7 protein-coding genes and 1 pseudogene are annotated in these 20,481 nt (G+C 60.8%); 7 read left to right on the top strand and 1 reads right to left on the bottom strand.

Features of this window, described 5'->3' with window-relative positions; all coding sequences use genetic code 11:
- The 7 genes from AC1DWF_RS20045 to AC1DWF_RS20015 form a co-directional block, all read left to right on the top strand.
- On the top strand, positions 1 to 1,187 hold a 1,187-nt coding region (locus AC1DWF_RS20045; RefSeq protein WP_476841969.1), incomplete at its 5' end, for an ATP-binding cassette domain-containing protein.
- A gap of 56 nt (positions 1,188 to 1,243) precedes the next feature.
- Positions 1,244 to 2,533 carry an HlyD family type I secretion periplasmic adaptor subunit gene (locus AC1DWF_RS20040; RefSeq protein WP_476788862.1) on the top strand — a complete coding sequence of 430 codons (1,290 nt, stop codon included), beginning with the start codon at positions 1,244 to 1,246 and terminating at the stop codon, positions 2,531 to 2,533.
- Positions 2,523 to 3,152, top strand: coding sequence for a ribbon-helix-helix domain-containing protein (locus tag AC1DWF_RS20035; protein WP_476785923.1), 630 nt, complete (start codon positions 2,523 to 2,525; stop codon positions 3,150 to 3,152). The genes AC1DWF_RS20040 and AC1DWF_RS20035 overlap by 11 nt, the downstream gene beginning before the upstream one ends.
- 288 nt (positions 3,153 to 3,440) lie before the next feature.
- Positions 3,441 to 17,381: a DUF5801 repeats-in-toxin domain-containing protein gene (locus AC1DWF_RS20030; protein WP_476804304.1), complete on the top strand. Its 13,941-nt coding sequence runs from the start codon at positions 3,441 to 3,443 to the stop codon at positions 17,379 to 17,381.
- A 43-nt stretch (positions 17,382 to 17,424) separates the two neighbouring features.
- Positions 17,425 to 17,790, top strand: a complete 366-nt coding sequence (locus AC1DWF_RS20025) for a hypothetical protein (RefSeq protein ID WP_476788865.1) — start codon at positions 17,425 to 17,427, stop codon at positions 17,788 to 17,790.
- 90 nt (positions 17,791 to 17,880) lie between these two features.
- Complete coding sequence (locus AC1DWF_RS20020) at positions 17,881 to 18,255, top strand: hypothetical protein (RefSeq protein ID WP_476785738.1); 375 nt, start codon at positions 17,881 to 17,883, stop codon at positions 18,253 to 18,255.
- Positions 18,256 to 18,534: 279 nt separating this feature from the next.
- Complete coding sequence (locus tag AC1DWF_RS20015) at positions 18,535 to 19,749, top strand: ABC transporter substrate-binding protein (RefSeq protein ID WP_476785739.1); 1,215 nt, start codon at positions 18,535 to 18,537, stop codon at positions 19,747 to 19,749.
- 270 nt (positions 19,750 to 20,019) lie between these two features.
- Here the strand turns inward: AC1DWF_RS20015 and AC1DWF_RS20010 are convergent.
- Positions 20,020 to 20,481: pseudogene (locus AC1DWF_RS20010) on the bottom strand (ISNCY family transposase); the annotation flags it as partial.

The following is a 20,481-nucleotide window of genomic DNA, read 5'->3' as shown; positions in this document are numbered from 1 at the left end:
GGCTCGTGGCGCAGCACCGTATCGGCAAGCGTGTGGCGGCGTCGATGAACGAGGCTTCCCAGCGTCAGGCGCTGCTGGTGGAGTCGATCTCGACGGTCGAGACGATCAAGTCGCTGCGTGCCGAGGCCTATCTGTTGCGGAAGTGGCGCGAGCATTCCAAAAATGCCGCCAACACCTCCGAAAAGATCAAGGAACTGTCGTCGGCGGCCGCGAACATGACGCAGTTCGTGCAGCAGCTGGTGACTGTGGGGCTAGTGGTAGCGGGCGCCTATGCTTTCGACAGTGGTGCCGTCTCGACGGGCGCCATCATCGCCGCCGTCATGCTTTCGGGCCGAGCCGTGGCACCGCTCGGCCAGCTTGCGATGACCATTTCGCGCTTCCGGCAGGCGATGCTGTCGCTGAGGGTGCTGAACTCCATCATGGAGCAGCCGGAGGATCGCCCTGATACGGTCGGCTTCGTCAATCGCCCCATCCGCGTCGGCGCACTGACGCTTCGCAATGTCGGCTTTGCCTATCCAGGCACGGAAACCGACGTTCTGACTGCTATCAACCTGTCGATCAATCCAGGCGAGCGCGTCGGTATCATCGGCCGCATCGGCTCGGGCAAGACGACCTTCGGGCGACTGGTCGGACGGCTGTACTTGCCGACCACTGGCGAGCTGCTGCTCGATGGCATCGACGTTCGCCAGTACCACCCTTCCGAAGTTCGCGCCGCCGTCGGCATCGTCGCCCAGGCAGGCGACCTGTTTTCCGGCACGATCAAGGAAAACCTTTTGATGGCGCGACCGGAAGCGACCGACGAAGAGATCATCGCCGCGGCGAAGGCGGCGGGCGTCGACGAATTCGTGTCACGCCATCCGCGCGGCTATGACATGAATGTCGGCGAGCGCGGCACCAACCTGTCTGGCGGTCAAAGGCAGGCCGTGGCAATTGCCCGGCTTCTGATGACGAGGCCCAAGATCGTGTTTCTCGACGAGCCGTCGGGCTCGATGGACCTGGCCTCGGAGCGGCAGCTGATAAAACAGCTCAAGACGGCCTTCGACGACAAGACCACACTGATCATATCGACCCACCGCTACAGTATGCTTGAAATTGTCGACCGCCTTATTGTGGTCGAACAGGGGCGTATCGTTGCCGACGGGCCAAAGGAAAAAGTCATTCAGGCGCTGCAGAAGCCAAACAGCTGAAGGCAGATGTTTGATGGCATGATTATATTGAATTCGTTCAATATAATGGGGCATTGATGATATCAAGAGAAGATAGACCGCCATTTTTTGCGTCGGCCGCTGTGTGGATCATCGGCGCGCTGTTTGCGGCCTTCGTTGTGTGGGCATCGCTTGCCGAAGTCGATGAAATCGCGCGCGGCGAAGGCAAGGTCATTCCTGCCTCAAAGACCCAGATCGTGCAGGCCAGCGAGGCCGGGATCGTCGAGGAGATCGCCGTCAAGATCGGTCAGGTGGTCAAGAAGAACGATCTCATCGTCCGCCTCGACGACACGCTTAATGAATCCAGCCTCGGCGAACAGCAGGCAAAGGCGCGCACGCTCTCTGCCCGCATCGCCCGGCTCAAGCAGGAACAAGAAGGCCGGATCGGCGAGCCGCTCAGCTGTCCCGAAGATCTCATGCGCACAGCACCCCAGATCTGCGAAAACGAGCAGAAGCTGCTCGTGGCTCGGCGGCAGAATTTCGACATCAAGCTCAATGTGTTGAAGTCGCGGCTCGACCAGCGAGAAAAGGAACTGAACGAAGCAAAGGTCAATGTGCAGCGGCTGACGGAAAGCCTGGCGGTCAGCGACAAGGAGGCCGAACTCATCACCTCCATGGTCAAGCGCAAGCTGATGGCCCAGACCGAACAGATGCGCGTCGATCGCGAACAGACCGAACTCAGGGGCCAGCTCAATCTGGCCGAGGAAACCATCAAGAGGACCGAGGGCGCGATCGTCGAGGCCAAGCTCCAGGTCGACGAATTCGGCCTGCAGCTGCAGCAGGAAGCGCTCGACGAACTGACCCAGGCGCTGGCCGAGCTTTCGGTGGTCGACGAGACCATCCGCGGCGCCACCGACCGTGTCGCGCGCACCGATATCCGCTCGCCCGTCGATGGCATCGTCAATACGCTCGACGTCAACACGCTGGGCGCCTTCGTGCAGCCCGGCGCGGTCGTGGCGGGCATCGTGCCGACTTCCGAGACCTTGCTTGTCGAGGCGCGCGTCTCGCCGCGCGACGTTGCTTTCATCCGCCCCGACCAGAAGGCGCTGATCAAGGTTTCGGCCTATGATTTTTCGATTTTCGGCGGTCTCAACGGCAAGGTGCAGACCATCACCGCCGACTCCCTGGTCGACCAGAACACCGGCGAGCCCTATTATCAGGTTCGCGTGTCGACCGACCGTTCGACGCTGGAGAGGGACGGCATGTCCTACTCCATCATTCCCGGCATGATCAGCACGGTTGAGATCATCACCGGGCGCAAGACCATCCTTGCCTACCTGCTCAAGCCCATTAACAAGGCGCGCAACGAGGCGCTTCGTGAGCGATAGCGCGCCTTCGCCAGATGACCTTGGCATCAACGTCTTTTCGGTTGACGATCTGACGACCGATTTTCGCGTCGTTGTTCGCCAGGGGTCGCGGCGCGGCATCAGGCTCGAGCGCCTGTTCTGGACGACGCTGAAGCAGCTGGCCGAACACAACCGGCTGACAATCGGCGAGATGGTCGAAGAAATCGCGCGGGCAAACGGCGATACCAGCAACCTCGCTTCGGCTATCCGCGTGGCCTGCCTGCGCTGGATAGCCGACCAGAATGCGTCGCTTGGCAAGCTGGCCTCGCTGCGCACCATCAATGCCATATTGGGCGCCTGCCCGGCACCAGCCTTCGCGCTGTCGTCGATGAAGAAGATCCTGTCGCTCAATTCGGCATTCCAGAATCTGGTCAAGCGGCAGCTGCCGGTCGGCTTCGGTGACGAAACCAATCGCGACCTCAGGCTTTCGCTCGACCTCAACGTCGCCGACATTTTCGCCAGGCTAGATGCCAATGGCGGCGTGCCGATCGCCAGCGGTTTCGTCATCGGTGCCGGCGAGCGGCGTTACCACGGCCAGCTCAACATGGTCCGCGCGCCGATCAGGGCGCCGGAACTGCTGCTTTCGTTCGTGGTCGCCTGATAAACGCGCAGGCAGACCTGCCCGAGCCTCACCATCGTCTTGCTTGATCTTTGGCCCGCTGGCGGGCAGTTCAGCGCATGTGGTAACATTTCACAGGCAGATCTTTTACCCTTAAGAATTCGCCAGAATTTACTTGCAATATTTTGCCGCGATTTCTCTGCCAGTTAACCAATCGAAAACTTTTCGAGGGAGCGGCATATCCCGATATGCATTCGGGTTCTCGTCACAGTTGTATTTGCTGACGGGCCATTGTTTCAGTGTCGCTAAATTACGATTTGGGGATGGGCAATGGCGACCTCTGTTGATTTTGAAAATCTGTCTGCTTCCGTGGCTGAAAATGCAGCCCTGCCAGAGGGCGCCGTAGCCCAGCCTACGGTTGAAGGCCAGATCGTGGCCCAGGCCGATCCCGTTCCCGTTGATGCCGGTTCCGGTGAACCCGTGCAGGCAGCGCAGCCAACAGCTGCGGCACCAGCGCAGGCGATGCCTACGGAATTTGTCGCGGACGCTTCAAACATCGTCCACTTGCCCGCCAGCATCTCCATCGACAACATAAAGGTCGACGGCAACAACCTGGTTCTCGAACAGGCCGATGGCACCCTCATCGTCATCAAGGACGCCGCCGCCAATGTGCCGACCTTCCTGCTCGGCGATGTCGAGGTGCCGCGCGTTGCCCTGATCGCGGCCCTTGAAGCCGGTGGCATCAATGTCGCCTTCGGCGCCGATGGTTCGTTCTCTGCGGGTGGGGGCGCGGCGCAGGGCTCGGGCGGCAACTTCGAGATACAGGCGGGTGGCATCGGCGACGGATTCGACGTTTCCGATCTGCTGCCGCCGACAGCGCTGATGTTCCCGCAATATGCGGGGCGCGAGCTTGATGCCGGCATCAATGCTGAGCCCGAGTTCCTGAGCTTTTCMATCCGCTTGTCCGAAGAGGGGCTGAGCGGCGGCAATCGCGACGACGGGCCGAACCCGTTCGACACCACCAATGAGCGCGTCTTCACCGGCAATTTCGGCGCGTCCGACAGCAATGGCGATCCGCTCACCTACAGCCTCGGGCTGCCGAACCCGGCGACCAATGCTGGCATCACGTCGCATGGCGCGGCGATCACGTGGAATCTGGTCGGCCCCAATCTGCTTGAGGGCAGGGTGGGAGACGTCGTCGTGGTTCGCTTCACGATTACCGATCCGGAGACGGGCGACTATCAGGTCGAAATTCTGGGCCCTATCGACCATCCGAGTTCCGGTATCGAAGACGTTGTCGGCATTGTCATTCCCGTGACGGTCAAGGATCCGTTCGGCGGCTCGGCCACGGCGAATGTGACGTTGCAGGTGGAGGACGACAGCCCTGAAATTTCCGGGGTCCGTCTTGGCGCAACCGCCATTCTTGACGAAACGAGCGCGGGGACGCCAGGCGGTTTCCCGATTAACGTCACCAGCGCCGGTTCAATTCTCTCTTTTAGTTCGACCTTCGGCGCCGACGGTGCAGCGGCAGGCGGCGGCGTTGTCTACGCCCTTACACTGTCGGGCAATGCCGCCACGAACCTGAAGACGGCGATCGGCGATTTCCCAATCACGCTGGTGCAAACGAATTCGACCACGATTACCGGCACTTTTGAAAATGGAGGCACGCAAACCGCCTTCACCGTCAAGATCAACGCGGACGGTTCGCTGACCGTCACGCAGAACGTTCCGCTTGAGCACAACTCCGACGGTTTGTCGCCAGAGGTGCACCACAATGACTCGCTGAGCCTTGCCGGGCTCGTCAACGCGTCGGTGACGATCACCGATTTCGACAATGACAGCGTGTCAGGCGGCGCTCAGATCGGCGGCGCGATCATCTTCGAAGACGACGGTCCGAAAGTTTCGGAAAATGCCCTTGTCCGTCTCGATGACGACGCGCTCAAGGGCGGCATTCCCGGTGGAACCGGCGACAACGTGGATGGCAGAAATGTTTCGGGCACGTTGGCGCACAGCTTCGGTGCCGATGGCGGCTCGATTGCCTGGTTGACGAACGGTGCGCCGGAAGGCTTTACCTACAAGCTCAACAACGGTGCGCTGGAGGTCTACCAGGGGGAGACCAAGGTGCTGACCATCACCATGAATGGCGCGACGGGCGCCTATTTGGTGACGCAGGATGCGCCGATCATGCACGCCGCCGGTCGCGCTGAAAACAACAAGGTTTTCACCCTGACCTATCAGGTCAAGGACAATGACGGCGACATCGCCAACGGCACGCTGCGGGTCAACGTGGACGACGATACGCCGACCATCGAGACGTCGGGCAGTGAACCCCTCTTGACGGTCGATGAGACCAATCTTTCCGACAATGCTAGCGCATCGTTCGCGTCTAACTTCGTCAAATCCTATGGCGCCGACGGCCCCGGCTCTATTGCCTACACACTGAGCGTGGTTGCCGGCAATTCTGGACTTATCGACACGAAGTCCGGTCAGCAGGTACTGCTGAGCGTGAATAACGGCGTGGTCGAGGGTAGGACTGCCGCCGGCAACCACTTGGTCTTCACCGTCAAGGTTGATGCCGATGGCAAAGTCACCCTCGACCAGATCCGTCCGGTCAAGCATGCCGACCCCAGCAACCACGACGACGCCAGCAGCCTGACCGACCACCTCGTCAAGCTCACCGCGACGATCACTGACAAGGACGGCGACAGCAAGTCCGCTGAGCTGAATATCGGCAGCAATCTGGTGTTCAAGGATGACGGTCCGTCGGTCAAGCCGGGCAATGCGGCCGTGACGGTGGATGAAGACGACATTCACAGCCTGTGGTCACACGGGACGTCGCCGGATGGCGACACGGAGTGGCTTACCGGCGCGGCAAAAGCGTCCGGATCGCTCGCCAGCCTGGTGAATTTCGGTGCCGATGGCGCGGCTGTCGGCGGTGGCTTCGGGTTCGCCGCTACGGCGATCGACCAAATGGAAGCCTTAGGATTGCAGTCCAAGGGTTCGCCGTTGAGCTATGCAATGGTCGGCAACACGCTCGTGGCATTCGTCGACAACGCCCATGGCCTGGACCGRCCGGTCTTCTGGATGACGGTCGAAAGCGATGGCGATTTCACCTTCCGCCTGTTCGATCAGCTCGATCACCCGGCGCCTCCGTCCGGCACCGCCGTCCAGAATACGCTAGAGATCAACTTTGGCTCCATTATTCAGGCCACGGATCGGGATGGCGATTCCGTGCCCCTCACCGGTCAGGTCAATGTCACCGTCATCGACGACATTCCGCAGATCAACCTGAAGGCGACGGGCGCGGTGGTAACGCATGATGAAACCGCCGGCCTCCAGAAGGGTTCCCAGGGCGACGACACGGACGCCGTGGGCGTGGTCGCCCGCTTTGCAACGCTGGCAGCACCGGCGGCCCTCGGCTATGCCCACCAGGAAGATGTGGTCGAATACAGCGTCAAGCAAGGTGCCGACGACTCGGCGAAGATTTCGCTCACGCTGGCCATCAATGGTGGGGACGGCACGAACTCTGGCCTCATGACAACTGACGGAAAGGAAATCTTTCTCTTCCTCGAGAATGGCCTGATTGTTGGTCGCGTCGACAATGCCACCGGGCAGATCGCCTTTGCGGTGGCCATCGACCAGAACGGCGGGGTCAGCATCGCGCAGTATCTGTCGCTTGAGCATCCCCAGGCCGGCGACGGCTCCAACAGCTCGCATAACGAGCCGGTCAGTCTCGGCAGTCTTGTCAACGTCGTACTCAAGGCCACCGACAATGATGGCGACACCGTTCAGAAGTCGATCGATATCGGCGGCAAGATCTCATTCCAGGACGACGGTCCGATAATAGTCTCGACCACAGTCGGTGCTGCTATCGTGCACGACGAAACGCCAGGCCAGGATACAGGCAGCAACGATACCGCCGCCTCGACCCTATTCCAGTTGGTGAACAATCCCGGCAGCGATCAGCACGTTAACAATGGCGTCGGTCCGATCGGCTATGCCCAATCGCAAGGCGCGATTGTTACGGCTGTCGTCGACTACGGCACAGACGGAAAGGCGACGAGCCAGGATCTGACCTATGCGTTCACCATGGGAAGTTCGAGCACCAATCTGCTTACGACCGAGGGCCGGGCAATCCTACTTTTCTCCGAGGGAGGTCTAATTGTCGGCCGCTACGACGCGAATGGCAATGGAACCGTCAGCAGCGACGAACCTGCTGCCTTCGCTATCCACATCCACCCGGTTACGGGCGTGGTCACTCTGGTTCAGTATGTTTCGCTGCAGCACCCGACCGGCGGCCCGAGCCATGACGAGTCGGTTGAACTCAAGCCCAATAACATCCAGGTCGTGCTAACGGCCAAGGATGGCGACGGCGACACCGTCAGCAAAACCGTTAATGTCGGAAACCTCATCAAGTTCGAGGACGACGGCCCGACGTTGACAGTCACAGCACCGGAATCCATCGCCAACGGTTTGTTCATCGAGGGCTTCACCGACAATGGCGGTGAATGGGGCGCCGGCAGCGGTGTCAACAATTCCGGAATGGCCGGAGCCTGGGCCATCGGTGCTTCGCCCGTCCATGGCGCGGGCACGATCGTGCTCGAAAAGGTTGGCGACGGTTATCGCGGCGCTGACAGCCCTACCAACAGCGTCATGGTCGACCTTGAGGCTTCGCCGGGCAACATCAAGATTACCCAAACCATCGAAGGCCTGACGGCGGGCGAGAGCTACGGCCTATCTTTCGAGATCGGTGCAGCTAGCGGCGCTGCCGCAGGTAGCGCTAAGCTGCTGGTATTCTGGAATGGTGTGGAGGTTGGTACCTACGAGCCGACATCAGGACCGATGCAGACCATCGTCATCAATGTTCCGGCGATTGGTGGCGGCAACGACAAGCTTGAGTTCCGTGAGATCGGCGACGACGGCGACAACTCCGGCACCTTCCTTGCCAACGTCAAGCTGAACGACATCATTGTCATCGACGAAACCAAGGGCATCGACTCGGACTCTGACGAGGTGGCCGGAACCGTTGCCATTGAAAACCTGTTCAATGGCGTCAATGCCGGCACTGATCCCGATATGTTGGTGGCGCAGTTCGCCCAGGGCTCCGGTGCCATTGTCGATTCCACGATAAGTTTCGGCGCCGATGGCCCCGCGACGAACAACTCCAAGGTCTATTCGCTCGAGCTTGCCAACCAGAACGGCGTCGATTCCGGCCTGATGACCACCGAAGGCAAGGCTATCTTCCTGTTCAAGGACGGCAACGGTCGCATCATCGGCGTTTACGACGCCGACGGCAACGGCGTCAGCAACACCGACAAGGTCGCCTTCGCGCTGCATGTCGATGCCGGCACGGGCGTTGTCACGCTTGCCCAATATGTGTCGCTCGACCATCCCGACACAAACAGCCATGACGAAGGCGTGACGCTTGCCGCGAACACGGTTTCGGTGAAGGTCACCGCCACCGATGGCGACGGCGACAAGGCGACCGGCAGCGCCGACATCTCCGGCCGGGTCCTGTTTGAGGACGATGGTCCGAAGGTGATTTCGGTCGTCCCGTCTACTCCGGCACTCGGCAATGAATTGATCGTCAACGGCAGCTTTGAGGAAGGCCATGCCAACGTCCTCGGCAACCAGGATTGGGAGATCTTCCACTCGCTTGACGGCTGGACGTCGGACGGCGGCGTGCCGTTCGAGGTCCAGACCGGCGGGGCCGGCGGCGTAAGCACCCAGTTCGGCAATGCGCTGGTCGAGCTTGATTCCGACACTGTCGGTAATCCAGCGAACGGCAACGTCGGCGACATCAACGCCACCACCTCCACCAATGCCACGATCCAGCAGACGATTGCTGGCACGGAGGCTGGTCAGACCTATCAGCTGAGCTTCTGGTATTCGCCGCGCGGCGGCGATGGTGCCGGCTCCAGCGGCATGCAGATCTGGTTCGACGGCAAGCTCGTCCACGAGATTCCGGCCAACAGCAACATTGCCCCTGGCCTGCAGCAGATCACGATCAACGTGACCGCGAGCGGCCCCAACGCAGTGCTCGCCTTCAAGGGCACCGGCAGCGAAAACCAGCACGGTGCGCTGCTCGACAATGTCAGCCTGAAGGCGGTCTACAACGGCAATCTAGATGATGAGAACGTGCCCAACGGCGCGACCGGCATTCCAGGTGGTCCCGGCGATGATGGCTCGGGCCATATCGCGACCGGCATGATCAACTTCGATGCTGGTTCTGATGGGCTGAAGTCGATCGTGGCCACCCTTGGCAATGTGGGTCTTCAGGGCATACACGTGGTCGAYGGAGTGGGCACCGCCTACCCCATCACCACGACTTGGGTTCCCGGCAAGGACGCTGACGGCAATGCCGCTGGGGGCTTCGAAAAAGGCGGCACGCTGGTCGGCACGATGAACGGCGGCGTGCCGGCATTCACGCTCGAAATCCGTTCGGACGGCAGCTACACCTTGAAGATGCAGGCCCCGCTCAGCCATTCGGGACACGGCGAGACCGGTTCATTCGAAGACAATCTGCTTCTAAGCTTCGGCTTCACCATCACAGATGGCGACGGCGACAAGGCAACCGGTACGATCAAGGTCAATGTCGACGACGACTCGCCCGAAGTGGCTGCTTCGGTTCCGGCAGCCACCGTCATGGACGAGCCGGGTTCGAGCGCGGTTTCCGTGAAGGTGGAGACATACGGGTTCGGCTACGCCGAGATCAACCAGGCGCCCAATATTCCCAATCTGACCACAAACGCCGGCACGATCGTCGTCATTCACGACAACGACTACACCTTGCAAAGTGCCGGTGCTGGCAAATCGATGATCTTCACGGCTGCTGCCGGCAAGACATTTACCATCGAAAGCGCCAAAATCGGCCTCGACGGCGCCAATACAGGTCTGTCGCAGGTCACGGTGATCGGATACGATGCAAATGGCAACGCGCTGGCCCCAGTCACTCTGACGGTTCAGTCCAACGCGATACCGGGCGTAACTCCAATGAGCATGTTCGACGCTACCGGCACTGTGCTGGATGGCGTGATATTGTCCAAGCTTGAGATCGTTCCGCCGAATCCGGCCGGCTTCCAGGGCCGTATTATCCTCGACAATCTGGAGTTGGGGCAGGTCACTGTAACGCCATCACAGCAGACAACCTCTAACATCGACCTGATGAAGCTCGTCAATTTCGGCGAGGACGGCGCGCATGCCGGCGATGCATTCCAGCTTAAGAGCTTCACCGCCAAGGATTTCGGCGATATCAATTCGGGTGGCCAGCCAGTCCAGATCAAGTCGGAAAAAGGAATACTCACCGGCTTCATTGGAGCGGACACTAAGGTGTTCGACCTCAAGATCGACGTCAACGGCAAAGCCGTGCTGACGCTCTACAAGCCCCTCGATCATGGCAATGCGAGCAAACTGGACCTCGACTTCAGCCAATTCATCACCGCTCGTGACGGTGACGGCGACACTATCGGCCTGGGCAACGGCTCGGTCGTCTTCTCGGTCAAGGAAAGCAATCACGTGCCGACGGCGGGCGAGGTTGCGGCAAAGGTCGATGACGATGGCTTGGCTGGCGCCAACGGTGCTTTCGCCCTCCGCGACATCGATGCGAATGATGGTGAAACTACTCCGGTTGATCCCAGTGAGGCTGTCTTCCTTGGCAAGCTCCAGGGCGGCGGCGGCGATGGCGCGCTGGTGTTCAGCTTCGCGGGAATGGGCGGCAAGTCTGGTATGGTTGGCCTGGAAGAGGTGACCTACAGTCTTTCCGGAAATGTGCTGACGGCGAAGATCCAGGCGAGCCCGGATTCGAGCCGAGTCAACAAAATGCTGTTCCAGGTTGAAATCACCAATGCGGCAACGGGCGCCTACAAGGTGATCCTAGTCAACAACGTGTTGCATGCCAACGCCGACAACACAGAAGCAAGCGTCAGCGTTGTGCCGCCGCTCAGCTACACGGTCAGCGATACCGACGGCAACAACACGACCGCCGATACGGCGACCGGCACGCTGAAGATCGAGTTCAACGACGACGTTCCGACGGCCGTTGACGAAGCGGCGGAGTCGATTGCGGAAGATGCTGTTGGTACCATCGGCGGCAATGTGCTCGCCAACGACACCCCAGGCGCTGACGGCGCCAAGCTCACGTCCGTGACGATCGGCGGTTTCGAACATGTGGTGAACACTAGCGGCACGACCATAAACACATCCAACGGTACCTACACGTTCCAGTCGAACGGCGCGTGGACGTTCGATCCGAAGCCAAACCTTACTAACGCAACCGGCGTCAACGCAGGCTTCACCTACACGATCACCGACGGCGACGGCGACACCGCGACAGCGGCGCAGCCGATCACGGTGACGGACGGCGCCGGACCAGTTGCGGGTGCGCCGATCACGCTTGCGCTGGACGACCAGAACCTGGCGAACGGCTCGACGCCTGGCGGCGACGACTTCGCGACCGGGTCCATCACCTTCACGCCGGGTTCGGACGCGATCGCCTCGATAGCATTCGGCACCGACCTGAGCGCCCTCGGTGGAGGCCTGACCTGGGAGCGGGTATCCGCCACCGAAATCGTCGGCAAGGACGGTGCGGTAGCCGTGGTCAAGCTCGAGCTGACTGTCGTAGGCAACGCCGCGACCGTGAAGGCGACACTTGAGGACAACTACGACAGCCATGCAGCCAGTGGCGACGATCTGCAGGAACTCGGCTCGGTCAAGGTCGTGGCGACCGATACGGACGGCACGACGGCCCAGGGTACTGTCAATGTGACGGTGTCCGACGACATGCCGGTCGCGCGTCCGGTCGAGCATCGGGTTGTTCTTGACGACGAAGGCCAGTCCGGCGGCATTTCGGGTGGAAGCGCGGCCGGCGACGTTGCCGGAGAGGTCAAGAGCGCGACCGGCATGCTCGATTTCGCAGCGGGCGCCGACGGCCTGCGGAAGATCACGGCAGGCTTGGCAACGGTGTCCGGTGAGAACGGCGCGATCGGGACGCTGAAGGCCATCTATGTCGATCCGATCACCAAGGCAGCGACGGTACTCGACGTGCAGACCGCGTGGTCGCAGTCCGGGATCGGTGGCGTCCTGACCGGGACGATGACGGCCCCGGGAGGAGCCCAGCTCGAAGTCTTTAAGCTGACGATCAACGATGCCGGTGGCTATGAGCTGGAGGTCTTCCGCCCGCTGGCCCACCCGCTGACGTCGGCTCCCGGCGCCAGCCAGCTCGAGTATGAAGACAATCTAAGCCTCAAGTTCAACTACGAGGTTACCGACGGAGACGGCGATACTGCGCCTTCGACGCTGACTGTTATGGTTGACGACGACACCCCTGATCTCGGCACGCCGCAGTCCATCGAAGTCGGCAACGGCGCGGCAACGACCATTGGCAGCTTCGACATCCTGCCGGGAGCTGACGGCATCAAGGACATCGACTTCACGTCGCTTCCGGCAAACCTCAAATCCGGCGGATTGGCAATCCAGTATACCGAGGTCGGCAACCAACTGATCGCCCACACGGGTAACCAGGCCAATCCGGTGTTCAGTCTGACCGTCAATCCGGCCGGGGGCTACGTCTATCAGTCGTTCAGGCCGCTTGACGGCGCAACGACCACCGTGGATGCAACAAAGGCCAGTGGGGCATACGGCTCCGGCCCAGGAACTGCCTATTTGCTCACGACGCAAGGTGGCGAGAACCTCGCGGTGGTGTCGGGCTGGAAGGCGGATGGCGCGCTCGACCAGGTCAAGGGAGCTGCAACGGGCTGGGGTGTCGGCATTGACGGCAATCTCGGTGCGGGCGAAATGCTGCGCTTCGACTTCCAGGACGCAGACAACTTCGGCGTTGCTGGCTTTACCCCTCCGCCGTTCTCGGGTCCTGCAGTTTCAGAAGCGACGCTATCCTTCAAGAACCTCGGCGGCGATAAGCTTACATTTGTGGTCCGTTTCACCGACAACTCGCAGACCACAGAAACCGTCACGATAAGCGGCAGCACCAAGTCCTTCACCGCCCCGGCTGGCAAGTTCATCGACTACATCGAGGTTATTGGCGTAGCTGTCCAAGGCGGCGGCGCCAAGGTGTCCCTCGCCTCGGTCTCACGCACCGAAACCACGGTCGATCTCGACCTGCAGTTCGGCGTCAAGATCGTGGACGGGGACGGCGATGCGCAGAACGCTACCATCAACGTCGGCGTCAAGAACTCCGCCCCCACACTCAGCGGACTCGATGCCGAGCATGGCGAGCTGGTGGTGGACGAGGACCACCTGTCCGACGGCTCCTCGCCGAATGCGCAGGCGCTGACGCAGGCCGGTTCGTTCAGCTTCGCCGCGGCCGACGGCATCGGCTCGATCAAGATCGGGTCGACGACGCTGAACCTTGCCGGCGGCTTCCCGCAGACGATATCGGATGATGCCACGGGCAAGCTGGTGGTCACGGGCTACAGCTACAATCCGGCGACGGGTGCCGGCAGCGTCACCTACAAATACACGCTGGAGGACAACACGCTGACGCATGGTTCCGCCAATGGCGAGAACAGCGTCCAGGTCAGCTTCGCGGTCGAGGTCAAGGACAGCGACGGCACGACGGCCACCGGCAGCCTCGACGTCAAGATCGTCGACGACGTTCCGACGGCGAACGCGGGGACCGCTCTGACGGTTGTTGAAACGGCAGGCGAAACGGCAGGCCAGAACCTCCTTGCCAATGATATCAGGGGCGCCGATGGCGCCACGGTCACGCACGTGTCGTTCGACGATGGTGACACCTGGCAGGAGGTGGCCGCTGGCGGCTCGACGTTCATGCCGGCCGGTGGCCAAGGGACCTACGTCATTGCCGGAAATGGTGACTGGAAGTTCGACCCGAACCCCAACTCCAGCAGCTTGACTCAGAATGTGAGCTTCCTCTACCGCATCACCGATGGTGACGGCGATACTTCGCAGGCCACGCAAGCCATAGCGATCACCAACGCCAACGCGCAGCCGACGGCCGGCACGGTCACGGCTACGGTCGACGATGAGGGTCTGGCGAACGGCAATGCAGGGAATGGCTCGAGCAGTGGCGACGTCTCCGGCCAGGCGACAACGGCAACCGGCACGCTGACACATTCCTTCAACGGCGATGCGCCGGCGACTACCGATCCTATCAATTTCCTGCCCATGCAGGGAACGACGGGCATGGTGGGCACTGAGCAGGTCAGCTACAGTTGGGATGCCAATACCGACACGCTGATGGCAACCTCGGCCCGCGGTGTAGTCTTCACCGTACAGGTGGATACCGGTAACGGGAACTACGTCTTCACCTTGCTTAAGCCGGTGCTCCACGCAGCTGGCTCCGGCGAGAACGATGCTGTCATCGATCTCACCTACCGCGTGACCGACGCTCAGGCTGAGAGCGCTACCGGAAAGCTGACGATCACCATCGACGACGACACGCCAATTGCAAACAATGACAGCGATTCACTGAATATCGTAGTCGACGATCTCGACGTCGGGTCCGTCGTCGCGCGGTGGCAAATCCTAACGGGTGGCGAGGATATCGAGTACACCGACCGCGATAACGATGGTGCTGCCGATCTTGTTGAATGGGGCGACGGTGGACAGTCTGGCTACGGCTTTGTTGACGCCGCACCGGCCAATCTGGCCAATCTCCAGACCAACCAGACATTTTATCTTGGTACGTTCACCCACTACAATCAGTCGATCGACAGCGGCACGAGCATTTCGAGCGCCAAGCTGACGGTCAATTTCACCGCGATCATCAATGGCGAGCCGGTTCTGGTTGGTCCGATCGAAATCAATTTCGCGCACAACGAAACGCCGAACAACGGAACGGCCGAACAAAACCGCGACGTCATCACGATCACCACGCAGACGGCGACCGTGAACATCGACGGGCAGAACTATACTTTGGATGTACGTGGTTTCGTCGATGAGCAGAACAACATCGTCTCGACCGTGCGGACCTATGAAGGACGAAGCAACAACTACCAACTTGCGGTTCGCTTCGTCTCGTCCGACTCGACCAGCATCACGAAGACTGGCAACGTCATTGACAACGACTCTAAGGGTGCTGACGGCCCGTTGCTCGTCACCGCAATTACCCGCGTCGGCAACACCGACAATACGGCCGACGGCGCCGGCAACTTCCAGATGGCGGGCCAATACGGCACGCTGGTCATCAACAAGGATGGCACCTACACCTACACAGACGGCAGCACGCTTCCGGTGGGGGCGTCCGAAACCTTCACCTACCAGGTGACGGATGCAGATGGCGACAGCACAACCGCCAAACTATCGATTGCATTGAAAACGGTCGACGGCGACGCAAACCCACTGCATAGCGACCGCGTGCTAACCAACATCAGTGGCGGCTCGGGTACCAGCATCGTCATCTCCGAGGCAGCGTTGCTCGCCAATGACGACGCCGGATCGACCATTTCGAGTGTGACCAACCCTGCTATCGGCGGTAGCGCGACGCGCGGAGGCGGAAACGTCACCTTTACGGACGACGCAACGGCCGGCGGATCGTTCACCTACAATGGCCAGAACGGCGCGGCGCCGGACAGTGCTGTGGTGACGATCGATCGCACCCAGGCCGGCAAGAATACGCTCGACGGCACGTCGCTCGGCGAGATCCTGATTGGCCGCAACGACGCCAGCGACACGATCGATGGCAAGGGCGGAGTCGACACGATCTATGCCGGAACCGGCAATGACACGATTGTCGCCGATCAGGCGGATCGATTGATCGATGGCGGCGGCGGTACGGACACGCTGAGTGTCGGGGCCAACTTCACCAGCAGTAGCGACGCGCAGATCGTCGGCATCGAGAACGTCACGCTGGCCTCGGCAGCAACCTTGAATCTCGCCAACCAGTCGGAAGGGTTCAAGATCGTGGGCTCGACCGGCGCAGACACGATCACGGGTGGTTCCGGCGCTGACGTCATCAACGGTGGCAGCGGCAACGACATCCTGACCGGTAATGGTGGGGCAGATCAGTTCCGCTTCGCGACGAACACAGGTTCAGATATAGTCACTGACTACACCGACGGCAGCGACAAGATTGGTTTCTTCGGCGGTTCCGGATCTGGCGGTGTCGATTTCAAAACGACCGGATCTGGCAGTTCTGCAGGGACTGCGCTCAGTTCGAGTGCATTTACTACTGCATCGTCGATCAGCAATATTGCGCTCAATGCGGACAATATGGTGGTTCGGATCACGTCGGCGCAGACGACCGATCAAATTCGGAACAGCCAAGTTTGGTGGTTTGATTCTCCGAAAAACGCATACGTGTTAGTCTTCAATTCCAATACTGGCAAAGGGGAGATCTGGTTCGACTCCGACTGGAGTAGTACGGGTAGTCGAACGCTGGTGGCAACACTGAACAACGTCACCACGCTCACCCAGCTGCAGGCGATCGACCACAACGACATCGTCGTCTATTCGAGTGCCGTCGACCCAATCATGCTTGACCTCGACAACAACGGCATGTCGTTCTCCAACATCGATGGCGGCATCCGCTTCGATATCAACGCGGATGGTCATGCCGACCAGGTTGCCTGGAACACCAGCGGCGACGGCATCCTGGCCTATGATGTCAACGGCGACGGCAAGATCGACAGCGGTGCCGAGATCTTCACCCCGAACTTCGCCGGCGGGCACTTCGCCAGCGGTGCGGAGGCGCTTGCTTCGCTTGACAGCAATGGCGATGGCATTATCGATGCCAACGACGAGGCCTTCGGCAAGCTGATGATCTGGCAAGACGCAAACAACGACGGCGTCGGCGAGGTTGGCGAACTGACCCAACTCAGCGACCACGGCATCACTGGCCTCAGCACATCRACGACCCCGTCGACCGACGTGATCGACGGCCAGAGCGTGGCTGGCGAAGGCACCGTCCACTATGCGGATGGTTCTTCGGGTACCTATGTCGAGATGATGCTCGATGCGGTGCTCGGAGCTCCGGAAGCCGCGCAACCGACCGGTGAAACCTTTGTCATCGAGGGCTTGAATGTCGCCGACATCATTACGGACTACGACGGAGGCAAGGGCGACCAGCTCGATCTCAGCGCGCTGCTGAACGGCCTCGCTCCCGACACTGATCTGGCGGCGAAAGGCTATGTCAGCATTGTCCAGAACGGCGCCAATGCAGAGGTAAATGTCGATGTCGATGGTGGCGGAGACAGCTTCCAGACCGTCGCCGTGCTCGAGAACTTCACGGCGGTCAACGAGGCGGTGAAGGTGTTGTTCGAAGATAATTCGGGCACCAAGCACTCGGATAATATATGAGTGTTGAAACAAGGCGTTTGGTTCAAGGCAGACGGAATTCTCGATGACGGATGACAAGCCGGATGCAACGAACGAAGGGGCTGGCGCTTTGGCGCTGGCCCCTACCGTTGATGTGAGCTCGTGGGGTTTGGAACCCGAGTTCGACTTGCCCACGCTCGCACCAACTCCTGTGCTGGTGGCCGATGCCGCAGCACTCGGCGAGATCCTCGCCGACTCGCTGTTCGGCGAGGTCATCGAGTTGTCCGACCTGATACCGCAGTTGCTGGCTCCAGGCTCCGAGACGGCGCCCGACGCTCTGGCGATGGCTGAGATGACGGCGCCGGACGCGGCTGGGGACGCCTTGGCTGTCACGGCGCCCTTCAATATCCTCTTCGAGGAAGATGGCTCGTCGGGGCAGGGCACGCTTTGAGTTTTGGAATGCGCCCGGGTTTCCGGGTGGGGACGTGAATGGGTGGCAGCCGACACTGCGTCGATGCCGGGGCAGGAGAGGGAACTTCGAATGGCTTTCAACTGGAAGAAGCGGTCGGCGCTAGCCGGCCTTTGCGTATTTGCCTTCACTGGCCAGGTGGTGGCGGCCGACTTGATCGATATGCCGACCGCCAGCTATTGTCGGGTGGCGAGCACGTCGGATCTGGCGCTGAATGAGAACCTCGGCGAGGTCAGGACCGAAGTCGTCCGGCTGATGGACGAGTCTGTTGCTGCCGCCAACAGCTCGCAGTGGATCGACTCGAGGCGTCCGGTGTTCGTCTGGGCTTCGGAGGCGAAAGTCGCCTGCGGCATCGCCTATGGCTACCTCAGGACCAATTATCGCGACCAGGACTCCATCAACAAATGCGAGTGCTTCCATAGCCGCATGGTCGAATACATGAACTAGCCAGGTCGCGGGCCGCCGTTTCGCGTGGCCCGCGCATCAGCGAAATCGCTCGCACGTTGAAAAAAACAGCGCCCCACCTCCGGCCTGGTTCGGTGACCACGCGTCTGCCACCGTGCCGCGGACGCAACATATTGGTAACTTTCGCGCCAGCTGTTCGGCATGCCGTTTTTGTGCCGCGGTCGCGTGACCATTGTCGTGGTGATGGTCGGCGCGCGGGTTTCAAGTTTGGGGCATTTTATGCGCGTTCAATCGGCCGCGCAGTGCTCTAACGGAGGATTGATGAGGGTAACTGGACAGCGCTTCTTGCGGCATGCCGCATTGCTGGCTGCCGTATTGGCGCTGCCGCTTGGTCTGGCCGCTTGTCAGTCCGGCGCCGAAGGCAACGACGTGCTTGGCACCGCCGCTGAAAGCGCAACCGCATCTTCTGGAACAGCTCAGGCGAAATTGGGCCCGACAAGATCAGGCGAAACGCTTGGCAAAGGGCCGGTGAAAGTCGCGATGCTGCTGCCCTTGTCGGCGGGCGGTTCAGCGGGCGACCGTGGCCGAAAGATGCGCGATGCAGCGGCGCTTGCCATGGCCGACATGGGCGACAACCTGCTGACATTGACGGTGGAAGATACCGGTGGCGACGAAGGCCGCGCGCGTACCCTGACCACAGGCGCGCTGGCTTCAGGCGCGAAACTCGTCATCGGCCCGTCCGAGCCCGGCGCGGTGCGCCAGCTCGCGGCGATCTCGGGCACCAACCGGCCATTGGTCCTGGCGCTGGCCGACAATTATGCCGGCGCGCCGGGCGTCTATTCGGTCAGGCTCAACGAGGCCGACAGCGCGGCAGCGGGAGCTGCGGCCATCGCCGCCAAGGGGGCGCGGAAGTTCGTACTGTTCACAGCCGAAGGCGAGGCCGGCAAGACGATCGAAAAGCGTGTCGCCAACAGCCTCAGCATCTATGGCGCCACGCTTGCGGTGGCGGTGCCATTCGGCCCATCCACTGGCGGGTCCGACAAGGCCGTGGCCGACATGATGGCGCTGGTCAGCGATCCGCAGGCGATCGTGATCGCCAGCGGCAGCGCCAACCCGGCACCTTTGGTCGCAGCGCTGAAGGCCAAGGGGCTGCTCGGCAAGAACATCACCCTGGTCGGGTCAAATCGCTGGCTGGAGCATGGCATCGACGAGCCCACGATGCAGGGGGCCTACATCGCCACACTCGATAGCGCGGAGATCGGGCCCATCGCTGATCGCTTCCGCAAGACCTACAACTACGAGCCCGACGTCAATGTCGCCTATGGCTATGATACGGTCGCCCTTGCGGCCGGCATCGCCAGCGCGCTCGGCCCAAAAGGCTTCACCAAGAAAGTGATTGAGAGCCCGACCGGTTTTCGGGGTTCGACGGGCATTTTCCGTTTCCGCGACGACGGTGCCGGCGAACGCGCCATGCCCTTCTTCCGTATCGACAAAGGCCTGCTCAAGCAGGTCGAGAAATCGACCTCGGGATTTTGACGCCTGGACCCATCGTAAACAGGATTCGCCCTATTTGGCGGCGTCCCAAGAGGCGACGACTGTAGCACTCGAAAGTGGAACGTACCCGGCTACACGAAATGTGGCGGCAAGGTTGGAATGTCCGCTCGGACGCAAAGTTGAAATGTCACTTTCTGCCAGCGCACGACAATCAGCCCCGTTCTGACCGGCTGGTTGGGGTTGCAAGGGCAGAGCGGGGCGGGTGGATTATCCACCCATCGGCTTTAGCTTTGAGATTGTTGGATCAGCCAATCATTCCGCGGCATCGAGCCGTGAAAGAGCCTGCTGACGCTGCGCAATGACCTTCGGATCGTTCATCAAATCCGTCCGCTTGCCTGGTTTGCGGCCCCGTGGCGTGTAGCCATTCTTCTCGCTGTTGGTCTTCACCTTTGGCTGCGGCAACTGCTCCTGCTGCTCCTTGATGTAGGCCAAGACATCGGAAAGCCGCTTGTTCTCGGTGATCGCCGCATGGGTCACACGCTGGTCCGTGTCGAACACCCGGTAGGGCAGGCAATGGCCTTTCCAGCGCACGTCAAACCGGCCATCCGCATAGGCATAGGTCTCGACATAACGACCAACCAGACCACGCGTCACATCGGTCTCCTCGAGCATGATGCGCTGGCGCTCGAACGAAAACGTCAGCTGAACGCCGACATAGCGCTGCTCACGCTTGCACAGGATCTCCCTGAGCCGATCCGGCATGATGTTCATCGG

It is taken from the genome of Aminobacter sp. P4_D5 (assembly GCF_056401815.1).
This window is presented reverse-complemented; position numbering and strand designations above follow the sequence as displayed.